The organism is Paenibacillus sp. SAF-068 (assembly GCF_051967555.1).
Taxonomy (GTDB): Bacteria; Bacillota; Bacilli; order Paenibacillales; family Paenibacillaceae; genus Paenibacillus.
Genome location: NZ_JBQCJX010000001.1, coordinates 2727351 through 2743705, shown reverse-complemented (window position 1 = coordinate 2743705; position 16355 = coordinate 2727351). Strand labels below are relative to the sequence as shown.

The 16355-nt window shown below is 45.2% G+C and carries 14 protein-coding genes and 1 riboswitch; of the genes, 8 read left to right on the top strand and 6 right to left on the bottom strand.

Annotated features, from left to right (window positions below; translation table 11 throughout):
* Nucleotide 1: 1 nt before the first annotated feature.
* The 3 genes from ACTHPG_RS11780 to ACTHPG_RS11770 all read left to right on the top strand — a co-directional run bounded on the left by ACTHPG_RS11780 (nt 2) and on the right by ACTHPG_RS11770 (nt 3795).
* Nucleotides 2–892 carry an aldo/keto reductase gene (locus ACTHPG_RS11780; protein WP_440389518.1) on the top strand — a complete coding sequence of 297 codons (891 nt, stop codon included), beginning with the start codon at nt 2–4 and terminating at the stop codon, nt 890–892.
* Nucleotides 893–1452: 560 nt separating this feature from the next.
* Complete coding sequence (locus ACTHPG_RS11775; protein ID WP_440389517.1) at nt 1453–2304, top strand: S-layer homology domain-containing protein; 852 nt, start codon at nt 1453–1455, stop codon at nt 2302–2304.
* A gap of 147 nt (nt 2305–2451) precedes the next feature.
* Nucleotides 2452–3795: an amino acid permease gene (locus ACTHPG_RS11770; RefSeq protein WP_440389516.1), complete on the top strand. Its 1344-nt coding sequence runs from the start codon at nt 2452–2454 to the stop codon at nt 3793–3795.
* Between the two features lie 58 nt (nt 3796–3853).
* Here ACTHPG_RS11770 and ACTHPG_RS11765 read toward each other — a convergent pair whose 3' ends face one another.
* The 6 genes from ACTHPG_RS11765 to ACTHPG_RS11740 form a co-directional block, all read right to left on the bottom strand.
* The gene (locus ACTHPG_RS11765) at nt 3854–4615 is read right to left on the bottom strand and encodes a YqcI/YcgG family protein (protein ID WP_440389515.1); all 762 of its coding nucleotides are present in this window, start codon (nt 4613–4615) and stop codon (nt 3854–3856) included.
* 82 nt (nt 4616–4697) lie between these two features.
* Nucleotides 4698–5324: a LysE family translocator gene (locus ACTHPG_RS11760; protein ID WP_440389514.1), complete on the bottom strand. Its 627-nt coding sequence runs from the start codon at nt 5322–5324 to the stop codon at nt 4698–4700.
* A gap of 120 nt (nt 5325–5444) precedes the next feature.
* Entirely contained in the window at nt 5445–6062 is a 618-nt protein-coding gene (locus ACTHPG_RS11755; RefSeq protein ID WP_440389513.1) for a DUF1989 domain-containing protein, read from the bottom strand.
* Nucleotides 6063–6205: 143 nt separating this feature from the next.
* Nucleotides 6206–7702 carry an amidase gene (locus ACTHPG_RS11750; protein WP_440389512.1) on the bottom strand — a complete coding sequence of 499 codons (1497 nt, stop codon included), beginning with the start codon at nt 7700–7702 and terminating at the stop codon, nt 6206–6208.
* A 197-nt stretch (nt 7703–7899) separates the two neighbouring features.
* Nucleotides 7900–8880, bottom strand: coding sequence for a DMT family transporter (locus ACTHPG_RS11745; RefSeq protein ID WP_440389511.1), 981 nt, complete (start codon nt 8878–8880; stop codon nt 7900–7902).
* Nucleotides 8881–9024: 144 nt separating this feature from the next.
* Nucleotides 9025–9180: riboswitch (FMN riboswitch) on the bottom strand.
* Nucleotides 9181–9263: 83 nt separating this feature from the next.
* Complete coding sequence (locus ACTHPG_RS11740; RefSeq protein WP_440389510.1) at nt 9264–9764, bottom strand: DinB family protein; 501 nt, start codon at nt 9762–9764, stop codon at nt 9264–9266.
* 143 nt (nt 9765–9907) lie between these two features.
* On the opposite strand from ACTHPG_RS11740, the gene ACTHPG_RS11735 reads away from it, so the two are divergent.
* The 5 genes from ACTHPG_RS11735 to ACTHPG_RS11715 all read left to right on the top strand — a co-directional run bounded on the left by ACTHPG_RS11735 (nt 9908) and on the right by ACTHPG_RS11715 (nt 16204).
* A complete protein-coding gene (locus ACTHPG_RS11735; protein ID WP_440389509.1) occupies nt 9908–10462 on the top strand; it encodes a CGNR zinc finger domain-containing protein in 555 nt (184 codons plus the stop codon).
* Nucleotides 10463–10582: 120 nt separating this feature from the next.
* Nucleotides 10583–11950 (top strand): amidohydrolase family protein, encoded by a 1368-nt coding sequence (locus ACTHPG_RS11730; RefSeq protein WP_440389508.1) that lies wholly within the window; start codon nt 10583–10585, stop codon nt 11948–11950.
* 507 nt (nt 11951–12457) lie between these two features.
* Nucleotides 12458–13894: an amino acid permease gene (locus ACTHPG_RS11725; RefSeq protein ID WP_440389507.1), complete on the top strand. Its 1437-nt coding sequence runs from the start codon at nt 12458–12460 to the stop codon at nt 13892–13894.
* 257 nt (nt 13895–14151) lie between these two features.
* A complete protein-coding gene (locus ACTHPG_RS11720; protein ID WP_440389506.1) occupies nt 14152–15231 on the top strand; it encodes a hypothetical protein in 1080 nt (359 codons plus the stop codon).
* Nucleotides 15232–15283: 52 nt separating this feature from the next.
* Nucleotides 15284–16204, top strand: a complete 921-nt coding sequence (locus tag ACTHPG_RS11715) for a tyrosine-type recombinase/integrase (protein WP_440389505.1) — start codon at nt 15284–15286, stop codon at nt 16202–16204.
* The last annotated feature ends 151 nt before the right edge of the window (nt 16205–16355 follow it).

The following is a 16355-nucleotide window of genomic DNA, read 5'->3' as shown; positions in this document are numbered from 1 at the left end:
TATGGAAACGCGTAATTACGGAAACACGGGTATGAAAGTAAGCACACTCGGATTCGGTGGATCGGAGATCCGGGATTCTTCCAGAGGCGATGTTGAAAAATTGCTGAATAGTGCCTTGGATGCGGGATTAAACGTGATTGATACGGCTGAATGTTATGGTGACAGCGAGGAGTTAATTGGCGAGGTGTTGTCACATCGGCGCGATGACTACTATTTGTTTACCAAATGTGGACATGCAGCCGGGATGGATGGTCCGGATTGGGATGCCAAAGTACTGGAGCAGACGATTGATCGTAGTCTGAAGCGGTTGAAAACGGACTATGTGGATGTTATCCATTTGCATAGCTGTTCTGAAGAAGTGCTTCGACAAGGAGCAGTAATCGATGTACTGCAACGTGCCAAGGAAGCAGGAAAGACCAGGTTCCTCGGATATAGTGGGGATACAACAGATGCGCTATATGCGATTCAGACCGGAGTATTTGATAGCCTGGAGACTTCATTAAATATAGCAGATCAGGAAGCGATTGAGCTGACTTTGCCTGAGGCGAGAAAGAGAAATATGGGAGTGATCGCCAAAAGGCCCATAGCTAATGTGGCCTGGACGTTTGAAACGCTCTCCGAAGATGCATACCCATATGTATATTGGAAGCGTTTAAGTGAACTTGAATATGGCTTTCTGAGCGAAGATGCCCAGGCAACGGTTGAAACGGCTTTGCGTTTTACACTGAGTACCGAAGGCGTAGATACGGCTATTGTTGGAACAGCCAAGCCCAATCGCTGGCAGCAAAATGCTGACCTTGTTGCCAAAGGGCCACTGCCACAGAAGCTATATGATGAGATTCGAGCACGATGGAAGGAAATTGCCGGAGCAGATTGGAGGGGCCGGACTTAAATTATTTAGAAATAGGAATTTGAATGAAGCCGCCATGATGGCGGCTTTTTTATGAACAATATTAAAAAAATACAACATATGAAAAATTCAGAATAGAAGTTAGAATAGAGTTGCGGAAACTTTTAGAGAATTATGTTTATACGTCAGCTTAGGCCGAAATCGGGAAAAAGGGATGAAAGAGGAACCCAACCAGAATGTAGCCTTCCTTTTACACAGGTGACCAAAAAAAACGAAGAAGCTACTAAGATCATATGAATAAATAGGAATTCTGCGTTCAATATGAAAGAAATTCTTTTATACTATTTCAACATATGAAAAATTCACAATAGAAAGACATTTTTTCACCTTAGTTACCATTTTACATATATCCACTTTGACGCACCACCGTGTTTAAAAGGAGAACCATTCTTAAGAATGGAAGTCAATAACTATTTTTAAGGAAATATACAAGGGTGCAATGGATGACAGGAATAATCTTATTGTACTCTAATAACGTCCTCTTAAAAGGCCGATATTAATATGAGTAGAGTGATCTAGATAAGACAGAGGAGTGAAGATTAATGTTTAAAAAGAAGTGGCTGATAATGCCACTGATCGTTGTGTCATTGTTTTTTGCCCAATCCTCATATGCAGCAAATACATTTTCTGATGTGCAGGGCAAAAAATATGAATGGGCTGCTGAATCTATTGAATTGATGGTCAAAAAAGGCGTTATTAGCGGTTATAAGGATGGAAGTTTCAAGCCAGGAAAGACCATAACCAAAGCAGAGTTTGTACATATGTTTCATAAGCTTTTCCCAGAGATTAATTATTCAGATGGAAAATCTTCAAAGTTTGTAGATGCACGTAAACATTGGGCAAACAAAGATTTTGCAGCTATATTTAATGGAAATTACGTGTGGAGTTTTTTTGAAAGTTTAGATGGGCAGTACCCAGATTATAAATTTTCTATTAAACCTGATAAACCTTTAACTCGCTGGGATATTATGATGATTTCTTCTATTAGAACTAATTTCACTGATCAGACCCTGCACCCTGAAATTGAAGATGTACTCTCTGCAACTACAAACTATAAGGATATTAAGGTTCGTCCTGCAAGTTACTACGATAATTTCTCCGTTAATTATCCGGTGATTTACATTGATCAGGATGGAGGAGAATACTATTATGATGGTGATTCTCAAGATTTTAAGGCAGAAGCGTTATATACTCTGACTAATATGGGTATTATTACTGCAAATAATGGGTACCTTCGTCCAAAAGATTTTGTGACACGTGCTGAAGCAGCAACCAATTTTACATCGCCTGTACGAAGCAACACAAAAATAAGTATTGATCGAATTTTGATTAGATATATCCAATGGAAAAACCTCTCACAATGTTCATTGTGGCAGGTTTTCTTTTTTTTTTGAGCTGATAAAGTTTCCGCATAACAAACAGAAAAAAGGTGAATACATATTATATATTATGTAAACTAAAATAAATTCTTTTTGGAAACACAGACATAAAACCTCCATGACCTGTAAACCGTAAGGAGATAAGGCAGAAGGAGGAGCTTCATGAAGAGTCAGGTACACACTAAGAAGGATGACGAAAAACTAAGTTGGGTCAGTCTGTCTTTATTTGGCGCGGGTTGTACGCTCGGAACGGGATTTTTCCTGGGAACCAGTCTTGCGATTCATTGGGCTGGCATCTCCGTACTCATATTGTTGGTGCTCGCTGCGGCGGGTACTTACTTTGTATTTGGTGCGCTGGCGCAGATGACGGCAGATGATCCGAAGGAAGGCGCTTTTCGAACTTATGCAGGCGAAGCATTTGGCTCTTGGGCGGGTTTCGGTAGCGGGTGGATGTACTGGTTTTCTGAAATGCTCATCATGGGTAGCTCTTTGACAGCACTGGGGCTCTTTTCTCAATTCTGGTTTCCTAAGTTTCCGCTATGGGCATTTGTTGCGGTCTATGCGGCTATCGGTCTGTTCATTGCTGCACTGGGAGCGAAGGGATTAACCAAAACCGAGAATATCCTTGCTGTTATCAAACTTGCTGCAACGGTTGCCTTTATAGCGATAGCGGCAGCAGCCTGTCTGGGTTGGTTACCAGTAAAAGTGACACCAGAACAATTGAAGAATGAATGGTTCCCGCATGGAGGCAAGGGGGTATGGAGCGGTTTCATCTATGCATTCTTTGCCTTTGCCGGGATTGAGGTTATGGGTTTGATGGCAGCTAACCTGAAAGAACCGAAAGATGCCGTGAAATCAGGTCGCGTAATGTTATTATCGGTGAGTACACTCTATGTCATTGCGATAGCATTGATCTTGTTTCTCGTGCCATCAACTCAGTTGACTCCAGATGAAAGTCCGCTTGTCAAAGCCATGTCAACCATCGGATTAACCATAGTGGTCCACATTCTCAACGGAATTCTGATCATTGCCGGATTCTCAACGATGGTGGCTTCACTATATGCGATTACCTCCATGTTGGTAAAACTCGCAGAAGATGGAGATGCGCCGAAGCTATTTACGAAAACGTGGGGAAAAAAAGACATTCCGCTTCAGGCGTTATGTTGTACAGCGGCCGGATTACTCCTCTCTACATTGATGGCTTTATGGATGCCCAAGAGCCTTTTTGAATATGTGACGACAGCAGGTAGCCTGGTATTGATGTATACGTGGCTGCTTATCTGCATTACATACATGAAGAAAATGAAGCCTGTGAAGTGGAATCGCATCAAAGTATGGATTGCCATCGTATTCATTGTGGCTGCTGTGGCCGGAACAGCGATGGAAAAAGCCAGCAGAACGGGTCTGCTGGCAAGTGTGGCACTTCTGGTGTTCCTTGGGATCATCACGTATATCGTTCACAAAGCACGTGGTTCCAAACCGTCGCAGTCTGCACCAACCAGATGATAGGCAAGTTTCGCGGAGGTTACCCAACCTATTAAGAGTACGTAATAAGTGCTTAAATTTATTTCGTCAACTTGCCTAAAGCTTGCTTCATACGCATGAAGGGACATTTGGAAGGGGTCTGCTCATCATCAGGCAGGAAATATTGTTTCCATTCCAGATTATCCTGTTGACCATACCACATCAGCGAAGGGTGAGCAGGTACAGCATCATACGCGGCGAGACGTTTACGAATCAAGGTTTTCATTTTACGGCCAAGAGGGGTGTTGTCGTTAATGGATTCAAATACCCATCGTGGTTGAAAAGCAAACATGAGATAAGGAAAATGTCGGCTGGCTCGGAGTTCATGTGCTGGAGTCGCACAGAAACAAAAATATGGCTCTCCACCAAAGCAAAACTCCCATGATGAATCATGAGGATCGGTTGAAATATGTTCTGGCCAAGACTCGGTATCATGTGTACTTACCCGATTAAGCATTTCCCAGAATAAGGTCTGATATTGCTCCACCGTCGTGTGATCTTTAAGATCGCTTGGTGTCTCACAGATGACCACCATCGAAGCGTACTGACCGGTGTCCCTGGAGACAGGACCATATTGTCTGAGCAGATCGGCCATCTCGACAGCAGACTGTTCTGAACGGGGGTCACACGTAAAGCCGTACCTCAAATGTCCTGACAGAAATCCCATTCGTCCAGGTACACATGGATACGTATTATGTTCATCTGCGATCATTTTGGCAAATTGCGAATAAGCGTCCTGCTGCCAAAATGGAAGACGCTCATATATACTATTAATTTCATCGGCACTATACAGCTCCGCCATGGATTCCCAACTCCATTCCACATGATACCGTTACAGTATTAATATGGGGGGAGTTGGGTGACTGTCCCGACTGATTTTATTGTTAGAAAAAAATGGAACGCACAGCTTCGTACCCGAAATACAAACCAAATCCAATTAGACAGATTCCCGAAATAACCGAGATCCAACGTAAGACGTTTTCGTTGCTATGTTTATGGAATCGACTGGCCATTCCAGCCATGATGACATCCCACACCAGGATGCCAATGAATATGCCTGAACTGTATAGCAGTAAATGTGCCGTGTCCGTATGTTTCACTGTCGTCGCAAGAATGGAGCCATAGATTCCAAGCCAAAACAGAATATTCAGTGGATTGGACAGGGCCATCAAAAAGCCGGATATAAATGATTTTCGAACACTTGCTTCCGCACTAGATGTGCCTTGAATTCCCTGTTTCAACTTCGATAGCGTTTCCACTCCCGTATAAATCAGAATAAAACTGCCAAATGACCACAGAAAAGAGCGCATGAACGGCGTGTCCAGAAAATGGGCAACCCCAAAATAAATCAGCAGCATATAGACCAAATCCGCAAACATGGCGCCGAGCCCCAAAATCCAGGCATGCATGAATCCATGTCGGGCTCCACGGTCGAGTTGAGCGGCGTTAATCGGACCGATCGGAGCGGACAATGATATTCCCAGAATGATATAACTGAACAGTACAGACATAAACACGTTCACTCCTTAACGGGTTCGACGAATTGTACCTAGTAGTCACATAAAATGGGTACAAGTCATCGTATTCCCGCAAGGAGTGAATTAGAACAAACTGAGAGAGGGTATAGCACTTTAAACGTCAGGCGACTCCACATCGAGTTGAACAGGTGTACAATGATAACCATTGCAAGAACTTTCCTCGCACGGACAAGCCGATAAACCGATGATCAGATCCATCAAAGCTTCCATTTCAACATAATCACCTGCACATGATTCGGGAGCGATAACATCAATTTTGCCTTCACCATCGACTACGGAATTCATAAACAGATTGAAAGGATAATGTTGATCCGGGGGAGAGATACCGAAAGGTTCAAGGGCAGTATTCAGATTATTATAACAACTTGGATGGTCCTTTTTATCATATAAGACCTCATACATTTCCGGACGACAGGCCGAATTGAAAAAATCATGAATCCCTACAGTTTCACTGACAATGCTAATCAGAGGTTTATAACGGTTGGAATACAGGCATTGCCCCGGTTTAATTCTGTAATTGCGCAGGACATCGAGCGTTACCCCGGGATCAAGCCGATTATTAATATTCTGTGCATCATAAGCGACAAAATCAACCACTTGCTGCCCCTCCAGATCAGTTATACGGACCAGTGAGCCTTTTTTCACTTTAAGAGCGTAGCCTGTCTTGGCAGGAATGTGAATAGATTGCTTGTGAGATTCCGCTGAATTCATTCCTATCTCCTCCGACCTCTTTTTACTTCAGTATGCGGAGATGATATTGCTTTCATGCACTATAGCAAGTAATGCAGGCATGTGAATATGAAAAATAAGAATAGTGCATGAAAAGTTACTCAGAAACGTGTGAAATATTGCGTTTATGCGGGAAATAGCGGATTACCTTGCATCCCGATCCAGAGATCTGATTGTTCGAGCTGTGCGGCCAGATGTAATAACCAATCTTCGCGTCCCTTGGTTGCCATCACCTGAACTCCCATTGGCAAACCTTCTGGTGTCATATGAAGAGGTACACTTATCGCAGGCTGGCCGGTCAGATTCGCAAGCTGGGTGAATGGTGTATACGTAAGACTGGGCTCAAACATTTCATAGATGAGTTGTTGTTGCTGAGTCTTGTCCAACTCACTAATCCGCATCAAATTACGGATCTGTTCGTCATGAGGTGTTAATTCTCCAATCTTAGGCGCAGAAAAAGCATTCACAGGTGTGACGTAGAAGTCATAACGCTCAAACAAGGTGGACATCTGAGCTGCGGCTACATCCCATTCAGCTAAGCTATGTACAAATTCCGCAGCGGACACCTTTTTTCCAGCTTCAGCCAGAACCCAGGATTCAATCTCCATATCATCAGAGGTCAGAGCACGACCCATGGAGCGTTCCATGGAAGAGATCATCGCGGCCATCTCACCACTATTCATCATGTAGTAGTTCTCCATTAATCGGACTCCGTTGACTGGACTCAGCTTTTCTTCAACATGATGACCTTGTTCTTCCAACCAGCGAACGAGCTTGAATACAGACTCTTTGGCTTCAGCGCTGACAGGCGTACCCACCGGTGAATCCGTTGTATATGCAATTTTCAGTTTGCGTTGATGTGGATAGTTCATATCTGCCAAGTAACTCCCTGGAAAGAGTGGAGCATGAAACGCAGCTTCAGGCTGTATGACTTGCAAAGTATCGAGCAATGCAGCACTGTCCCGAACCGAGCGGGATAGAGCAAAATCAATCGATGCGCCTTGCCATTGGCGACCAACACCCGGTCCTACAGGAGTGCGTCCGCGGGTCGGCTTCAATCCAAACAACCCGCTAAAGGAAGCCGGAATACGAATCGAGCCGCCTCCGTCACTAGCTCCAGCGAGAGGAACAATACCCGAAGCAACAGCCGCAGCGGCACCACCGCTTGATCCGCCTGGCGAGTGATTGATATTCCAGGGGTTGCGACTTGGACCATGGAGGCGAGGCTCGGTGATATTTTTCAATCCAAACTCGGGCGTATTCGTATGTCCCATGATGATAAAACCCGCATCCCGGAGTCGAGTGACAAAATTGGAATTGCGTATTGCCCGATGCTCGCTGAACAGACGGGAGCCTGAAGTGAGAAATTCACCTTCCAAGGATTGCGAAATATCTTTCAGGAGCAGGGGCACACCGGCAAAAGGTTGTTCTCCAGGGCGAACCAAGGTTGCTTCCTCCCGTGCGCGATTTTCATATGTACGAATAACCGCATTAAGTTGCGGATTCACTTCTTCAAGGCGTGCAAATGCCGCTTCCAGTAATTCAACCGGGGAAACTTCCCGGGAGCGAACCAGTTCAGCCAAACCTACGGCGTCGTAGGAGGTATATGAGAATGAAGACATGAATGATCGTTCCTCTCTGAGTATAATTCTTCTGTTTATTCCATATGTCATCGTACCACCGGATTAGGCAAAAGACAAAACAGATCAATGAATATCGAGTAATGGAAGTGAAAAAACCACTGCTCATCTAATTTGATGTGCAATGGTTTTATTTTTATATTGAATTATTGCTTTATACGTGATGGTCAAATATATTCTTACTCTGTTCGCAGTTTAGGTGCCGCATCGGCCGCAGTGGATGATCTTTCTTGCTGTTTGGAAATGGCAAAGAGGGCAACCCAGATTAAGATGAAACCGAGCAGCTGCTCCCATGTAATCAGCGTACGGAAAGCAATCCAGTTCACCAACACACCTGCCATCGGGAAGCTCAGTTCCGCGAGTGTTGCAACAGACGCTTTGGTTGAGGATAGACCTTTGTAGTACAACAGAAGACTTAGCAGACCTGGTAACAACGCCTGACCGAGAATGTTGAGGATGACAGCAGCCTGTTCTCCAGTTCCGGATGGGAGTGTCCATGCCGCACCTTCATTCCATGTCATAAAGATCAGGAGTGGAAGCGCAACGACGAAGCGAAGGGAGGTGACCGTTTCGTAACGCGCCTGTCCCAGCATCAATCGTCCCATAACGGTTGAACCTCCCCATAAGGCAGCAGCCCCAAGAGATAACAAGCTTCCAGCATGAATCCAGTTGTCCCAGTTACCCAGCGGCAATGTAAAGCCGAATGTAAGCAGGTACGTACCTAATAAGGCAATGAAGAACAGTCCGCCGAAGCGACGTGGCAACGTTTCTTTCAGTAACAGCTTAGCCAGTACGATCGCGAAGAGGGGTTGCATTTTTTGCAATAAAAGCACCGTATTCGGATCGTTATGTGTAAGTGCCATGGTGAACAATACTGTTGCGAGTGCTGATCCTCCCCATGAGATAAAGATCACCGCAATCCAGTGGCGAGCACGCAGATTTTTCAGATCAGCCCGGAATTTCCACAGCACGGGAATGGCGATCAGACTCACGATGATATGTTCCACCAGTACAATCTGTGTGGATGTCATCGTATTTAGCAAAATAATGCGGAAGAGTGGATCAACACCCCATAAGGCGGCGCCGAGAACAACAAGCCAGAATCCGGTATTACTTCGTTCCTTGCGATAAACAGGTGATGCTGCTGATGTCTTTTCCATATTCAGGACTCCTTCGTCAGAACACGGAATCTTCAGTTGGCAAAATCGACAAAAGCCCCCGTTTCGGTATATACCAAATAAACGGGGGCTCATCCAAGGACATGCGTCAGGAAAGAGGCCTTCCCATGAACGGCATGTCAATGTGTTGATCTTCTCTCATCCGGACTGTACCGTCGGCCTTGGATTCACACCAAGTCAGTCGCTAGATGTCCTTCGTAAGAACAAATAATAGCGAGTCGCGGGCTGGTTCCGAAGAACATCACCGCCGGTTGGGAATTGCACCCTACCCCGAAGATCCTATTCAATTATATAGTGGGTTGAACAAGCTGTAACATTAATAAGTTCATCTTATTCCTGTAAGCGCTAGCAGTTCAAGCATTTTTTTAGAAAATGATATTCCAGCTTCCTTGCTGTCTGCGAAGCAGTACGATCTGTCCTGCGTGATAGGCATCGTGAAGTATCCAGCGGGCAAGTTGGTCTGCCCATTTCGATTCGGAGTCCATATATGCGGCTTCAAGATCTGACTCTTGAAGTGCAGCCAATTGATCTCGTAACTGTTGCGCTAATCGAGTTGTACCCTGTAGCAGTGTATTCCATCCGGCTGTGTCCGTTGCATCTCCAGGATTGCCAAACGTGTATTCATTGGAGTCTACAGCGGGAAGGGTAGGCTCTTTACCCTGCATGCGAGATAATAAGCGATGATTGTAATAATACATATGGTTAACCAACTGCCAGATGCTTAATCCACCTGAGGGTGGAATCCAGGCTGCTTGTTCTGCGGTAAGACCCTCCAACGATTTGGATAAAGGTACAATCCAATTACATTGATCCCAAGTATCATCCTTTTGAATAAGTAACACATCTAGTGCTGTTGTTTGCGTCATTGCCTATTCCTCCTTGCGTAGAATGTAATTTTTGATGTAACTAGCTAAAACTAATCAATGAGGTTACACTTAATATAACACATCAAAGAAGGCGTGTAACCATCTTTATTAAATTAAGATAGTTACACTAAACGGAGGTATATATGGACAGACTTTGGACCGATTTTGTAAACAGCGATTATCATGACTGGCGTGGGGGAGATCGATCGGAGGACAGGCTCGGGAAGGCGAGCTGGCAGCAAGATTTTCTGGATCGATGGCAACTTCACGCTTCTGTTCCTGCATCTCCAGAAGATGAGTTGTCGATGAGAAACTTCAGGAATGAATTGATGGCTCTTGGAGCCCGCTTGTCTTCTGGAGCATCATTAACAAGAATAGAAAAACAATGGTTGAACAGCGTTATGGAGGCAGGGCATGTGAGGAGAAAAGTGGTGACGACTGTTGATCATGAACTGAAAATCCAACTGATTGCTGTAGATGCTCATTGGCATCAGGTCATGGCTGAAGTGGCTGCTGATTTTGCTATGACTTTGGTGGAGGGAGAGAGTAACCGGATTCGGATCTGTGATAATTCGGATTGTCGCTGGATGTTCTATGATGATACTCGAAGCAGAACACAGAAGTATTGTGATGATAAGATGTGTGGCAATCTGATGAAGGTTCGCAGATTTCGAGCGAAACGAAAATCCCAAAATTGATAAATACTAACATTAACTATATAATATATATATACTAGCGAAACAATAGTCAGAAGCAGTACGGATTCGTAAGCAGGATATGATCGTCTTTCAAACCAAATCAGATGGGAGATGTGTCTTGTGCGGACAAGTTATCTGTTGAAAAATGGCTGTGTGTTGTCGATGGATGCTCGAATTGGACAGTATAAGAGGGCGGACGTTCTGATTCAGGATTCACTAATTATGGCGGTTCAGCCCGATCTGGATATTCCGGATGCGGAGGTCATTGACGCTTCTTCCATGATTATTATGCCTGGGCTGGTGGACACGCATCGGCATGTGTGGGAATCGCTTGTCAAAACAGTGGGAACCAACTGGTCGTTGCCAGTCTATCTGCAAAATCTCTATTATGGAGCGATGGGAAGCAAGCTCCGTCCACAAGATAGTTATATTGCCAACTTGCTCGGTTCCTTGGAAGCGCTTAATGCAGGAGTGACGACCTTGTTGGATTGGAGCATGCCGTATTCCGCTGAGCACACAGATGAACTAATTCGTGGACTTCAGGATGCCGGGATTCGGGCGGTATTTGCTCACGGCGTACCTGGTGAGACAAACTACTGGAATCGGGATAGCCTACTGACGTATTCGAATGATGTGCGAAGAGTCAAAGAACGGTATTTTTCATCACGGGATCAGCTGCTTACCTTTGGGCTTGCTATTCGTGGTCCGGAGTTCAGTCATTGGGATACAACCGTGAAGGAGATCGAGCTGGCTCAAGAACTGGATGCAATCTGTTCCATGCATGCCGGATTTGGCACTTGGGGTTCTGTGGATCGATCCATTAGCCACTTGTACGAAGCGGGACTGTTGAGTCCACGAGTGAATATCGTTCATGGTAACACGATGGGCATGGATGAATATAAAATGTTGGCGGATAGCGGTGCTTCCCTGTCGGTCACACCTGAAGTTGAAATGATGATGGGGCATGGCTATCCGGCAACCGGATATTTCCTCGAACACGGGGGAACCCCTACACTGGGTGTAGATGTCGTAACGTCCACAGGCGGAGACATGTTCTCACAGATGAAGTTTGCACTGCAAGCTGAACGATCCAGAGCGAATGAACAACTCCTGCAGCAAGGTGAGATGCCGGGTGAATTAAACTTGCAGTCCAGCCAAGTACTGAGATTTGCAACTTCAGCTGGTGCCCAAGCATTGGGATTGGAGCAGAAGGTGGGGACGTTGACCCCAGGGAAGGAAGCAGATCTGATCATGATTCGGACCACCGATCTGAATCTGTTCCCCGTCCATGATCCAATCGGCGCTGTCGTGCAATTTACTAATCCATCTAATGTCGATACGGTCTTTGTGGCAGGTAAACTCGTGAAGCGAGAGGGTAAGCTGCTCCATGTTGATTTGGATGCGATTCGTCATACGGCGATGCAAAGCAAAGAGTACTTGTTATCCCAATATCGGATGTCGGATGCGGAGAGAATTGCGTTCTCTTAATTCTTTTCTTCAAAGCCAAGATAAGTTCGTATTTTTATATACATCGTATAAGTAAGAAATGAAGAGCCACATAACGTTATGTGGCTCTTTTACATGCCTGCATATCGTCGAATTAGACAGGATAAGGCAGGAAGAAACATCGGAAAAAGACGAAAAGAGCTCTCATCTTCCAAACTTCATATAACAGAGAGTTATAGATAATTTTCTTAGAAAATAAGGCTCTTAAAAACTGCGCATAATATAAATTATACGCAGTTTTGTTTTAAATCGATTTTCATATTTACCTCCGTGCAACAGTTCATGATAATTTTCGCGAAAAAGGAACAAAATAAGAGATCATTAAAAATAAATTTAACCAAGCAACGCGATAACGTGTAGAATTCAATAGGTTTTTATAGGTGATCGATAAGATAGAACAAATGACTTTTTCATAGAACAGATGGGAAGCCATCCAATCTCTGCTACATCCATAGCACATTTAAGATTCATGACGAGAGGAACATGACTATGCGTGAGAACGAACATCGATCTTCATTATTTCGTAAAAAACCAATTGCCTCGGAGGGCGATAACAGCAGTGCATTGAAACGAGCGCTCGGTCCGTTGGACTTAACCACACTTGGGGTGGGTGCCATTATTGGTACCGGGATTTTTGTGTTGACCGGAGTAGCTGCCGCAACATATGCAGGTCCTGGTCTTGTACTGTCGTTTTTGCTGGCAGGTATCATATGTGCATTCGCTGCATTGTGTTACTCGGAATTTGCCTCAAGCATACCGGCGTCGGGTAGTGCGTACACGTATAGCTATACGGCTTTTGGTGAAGTGATTGCCTGGATTCTGGGATGGGATCTGATATTGGAGTATGGATTCGCGAGTGCAGCGGTAGCCAGCGGATGGTCAGGTTACTTTCAAACGTTATTATCCGGTTTCGGATTGGAGTTACCCCATGCGCTCACGAGTGCATTCAGCCCGGAAAAGGGAACTTATTTTGACATCACGGCTGCAGTCATTACGTTAATTATCACCTTCCTGCTAACCCGAGGGGTGAAGGAGGCGGCTCGTGCGAACGGGATCATGGTAGCGATTAAAATTATTGTGGTGCTGATCTTCATTGGTGTAGGTGTCTTCTATGTAGAGCCGACAAACTGGCAACCCTTCTTGCCTTTTGGTATCTCAGGCGTAACTGCGGGAGCAGCAACCGTATTCTTTGCTTACATTGGATTTGATGCGGTTTCCACAGCGGCAGAAGAGGTAAAGCGACCACAACGGGATCTGCCCATTGGCATTATTGCGTCATTGGCGATATGTACGGTTCTCTACATCGTTGTATCGTTGATCCTCACAGGCATTGTGCCGTATAACATGTTGAATGTAAGTGATCCGGTTGCGTTCGCATTTGAATTTGTGCAATTGAAGGGCTTGTCCTGGATTGTGTCCCTTGGAGCGATTACGGGTATTACAACGGTACTGCTGGTCATGATGTATGGTCAGACACGTCTGCTCTACTCCATGTCAAGGGACGGACTGCTGTCGCCGGTTTTCTCCAAGGTTAGTGGCAAGAGTCAGACACCAGCGGTAGGAACATGGGTTGCAGGCATTATCGTGGCTATGTTCTCCGGGTTCATCTCACTGGGACACTTGGCAGAGCTCACGAACATCGGAACGTTGTTTGCTTTTGCTGTCGTAAGTCTGGGCATTATCGTGTTGCGTAAAAATAACCCGGATCTCAAACGCGGCTTCCGCGTTCCGCTGGTGCCGCTGATTCCAATTCTGAGTGCCTTGGGTTGTGTATATTTGATGACACGCCTTGCGGCTCTGACATGGATTACGTTCTTTGCTTGGTTAATCATCGGATTGATCATCTACTTTGCGTATGGACGTCATCACAGCCATCTGAATCCGGCACGCCGAATCTCCAGTGCTTTCAGATCGAAGGATAAGTAGACAAGCCAAGAAATCTTAAACCGAGAAATATCTTTTATTTTCCTCATTTCAATCGCTTAGGCGAAACGAAATGAGGATTTTTTTTATAGCAGGACAAAGGGAGATAACAGCCGGAGAAGGTTGGATTTTTCTTCATATATGGGTAAGTAATAAGAGGCATGACGAACTTAATCAAGGGGACAGGGTTGCAGCTAAGTGAAATATGAAATATATTTGGGGATGTGACATGCCATCAGAGAGAAGAGAGGGGATGTATCATGAACACACCATTACATACGAATTCAGATCATCAAAATGCAGCTTTTGGCTTCGCCCTGGCTGATTCAGCCGTACTTGCAGATGCACAATTGCTTGTTACACAATCCGAGGTTACACAAACCTTGCAGTTGGATATTGATCCGCAGCGTCTTCTGAAAGATGGCCGCAAGGTATCTGTTATAGCACAACCGTTGGATTCACCCGTCCATCGTCAGGATGCCAATATCATCTATGGTCAGGAGCTAGCATATGTGCAATATGCTGTTAATCTGAAACCGGACAGCACGATCTCCATTGCTTCTATTGAAGGCGTAGAACAGCCTGTTAATCTGGGATGGTCAGCATTTACAGAAGGGGAATACGAACTTCGAATCTCCCTACATATGAAAACACCTCGTATTGCTGAAGGCGTGCTCGAACCTGAGCAGATGGCAATGGTTAAGTACGCCCAGGTGATTACCGTATTTATATCGCTTTTCCCGGCAGAAGCAGTGTCCTTGAGTTCACCATCTCAAGCTGTGTGGAGCAGAAACCATCATGTGTTTGATTCCTACGGCAGAGGAGGATTTATTCTCGCTGATCTGCCTAGACTTGCTAAACGTGTCGAAGAACTGATCGGACCTGGCAACCATAATCTGATCGAAAAATTTGCGGAAGGGGAACTGTCGGATACGTTGCTGGAAGAAGGTCTGATCGCGATGGCATGGGGCGTGACGCCATGGTGTTATTCGCTCTATTCTGCACCAGACCAGCCATCCGCTCGAATGCTTGCAGTGGACAAGCTGGGTGATGAACCTGAACGGCAAGGAATCTACCGTATCGATCCCTCCATTCAGCAATTAAGTATTGTGCCGGCGAATGAACTGGCTTACTGGCCTGCCTGTGTTCAGAACGATTGGCCTGTCATCGATGTTGCAGGCGAAGGCGAGACGTTGCATATGGATCTATATACTCAGATCTGTGAATCGGTGAAGGGTTTACATGAGAATCCCTTGCCATCGTTTGTACTTACCCGTAGTCAGGGCGAACCCGAAGTGATTATTCCGCTGGTGGACGTTGTCATTGTGGATGAAGCATAGGGTTTGTGTTCAGCTTAACCAATTTTAAAATGAATTGAGGTGACGTAGACAGATGATAACTGAGGAGATCCAGGAGCAATATGCGGACGAGCTAGAAGCTTTTCACATATGGATGAAGGACGCCGGATACACAGGATATACGGTAAAATCATACACGGGTGACGTGGTAGAATTTCTGGTCTCCATTCAGGGGAAGTCACTGGAGCAGGTCAAAAAGCTGCATGTGCTGTCTTTTCTATCCCGTGCCCGGGAGCGTGGGGTTAGTGATGCCACGAGAAATCGCAAACATGCGGCGGTGAACTGTTTTTACAAGTCCCTCATTGAACTCGAATTGTTAACGAATAACCCGGCTTTTGGAATCAAAAAGTCCAAAACCGAGAAAAATCGTGCGCCCGTTTTCCTTGATGAAAGTGGTTTGACGCGTTTCCTGGAGTCGGTAGATGGCAAGTATCGCACACGTAATCTGGCTGTTTTTCTGCTGATGGGATATATGGGATTGCGGGTTGGAGAAGTACATGCTTTAGATTGCAAAGACTATAATGCGGAGCGGCGTACATTGGATGTATTTGGTAAAGGCCGTAAATGGCGTACCCTTCCTGTACCGGAGACTGTGGCAAACGTACTGTCTCAAGCGATGGCTGAGCGTCTGGAACCTTGGCGTCCAAAAGAGGAAGCCCTGTTTGTCTCGCAAAAAGGCAAGAGACTGTCGATTCGCAGCATCCAGCTGATATCTACGGAAACCTTTGAACGCTTCCAGCAGGAATCACCAGCCAATCAACGTCAGAACTACTCCAGTCATAAGTTGCGTCACTCTTTCGCGACCATGATGTTGCGGCGTGGAGCCGACCTACGTACGGTGCAAGAGCTGCTCGGTCACGCATCGATTCAAACGACAACTGTCTATACACATGTCACCAGCAGGGAGAAAGAAGAGGCTATGGCTCTACTGGACGTTAAGCTTCCGATATATTAAGAAGTGAAAAGTACTTTTTTAATCTGAAGAGAAGTCTGTCCCAGCGACAGGCTTTTTTTGTTTTTATCTGGAGGATGAGATATGATTACGTAATTATTATTATGTAAACTAAAAATCAAATAGTCATGTTGATAATAAAATTCAAACCAAA

What these genes read in the sequence shown, in the direction of transcription:
- ACTHPG_RS11720 (WP_440389506.1), top strand. Translation starts at nt 14,152, where the DNA reads ATGAACACACCATTACATACGAATTCAGATCATCAAAATGCAGCTTTT.
- ACTHPG_RS11755 (WP_440389513.1), bottom strand. Translation starts at nt 6,062, where the DNA reads ATGAATTCAGCGGAATCTCACAAGCAATCTATTCACATTCCTGCCAAG.
- ACTHPG_RS11745 (WP_440389511.1), bottom strand. Translation starts at nt 8,880, where the DNA reads ATGGAAAAGACATCAGCAGCATCACCTGTTTATCGCAAGGAACGAAGT.
- ACTHPG_RS11725 (WP_440389507.1), top strand. Translation starts at nt 12,458, where the DNA reads ATGCGTGAGAACGAACATCGATCTTCATTATTTCGTAAAAAACCAATT.
- ACTHPG_RS11780 (WP_440389518.1), top strand. Translation starts at nt 2, where the DNA reads ATGGAAACGCGTAATTACGGAAACACGGGTATGAAAGTAAGCACACTC.
- ACTHPG_RS11715 (WP_440389505.1), top strand. Translation starts at nt 15,284, where the DNA reads ATGATAACTGAGGAGATCCAGGAGCAATATGCGGACGAGCTAGAAGCT.
- ACTHPG_RS11775 (WP_440389517.1), top strand. Translation starts at nt 1,453, where the DNA reads ATGTTTAAAAAGAAGTGGCTGATAATGCCACTGATCGTTGTGTCATTG.
- ACTHPG_RS11770 (WP_440389516.1), top strand. Translation starts at nt 2,452, where the DNA reads ATGAAGAGTCAGGTACACACTAAGAAGGATGACGAAAAACTAAGTTGG.
- ACTHPG_RS11740 (WP_440389510.1), bottom strand. Translation starts at nt 9,764, where the DNA reads ATGACGCAAACAACAGCACTAGATGTGTTACTTATTCAAAAGGATGAT.
- ACTHPG_RS11760 (WP_440389514.1), bottom strand. Translation starts at nt 5,324, where the DNA reads ATGTCTGTACTGTTCAGTTATATCATTCTGGGAATATCATTGTCCGCT.
- ACTHPG_RS11735 (WP_440389509.1), top strand. Translation starts at nt 9,908, where the DNA reads ATGGACAGACTTTGGACCGATTTTGTAAACAGCGATTATCATGACTGG.
- ACTHPG_RS11750 (WP_440389512.1), bottom strand. Translation starts at nt 7,702, where the DNA reads ATGTCTTCATTCTCATATACCTCCTACGACGCCGTAGGTTTGGCTGAA.
- ACTHPG_RS11765 (WP_440389515.1), bottom strand. Translation starts at nt 4,615, where the DNA reads ATGGCGGAGCTGTATAGTGCCGATGAAATTAATAGTATATATGAGCGT.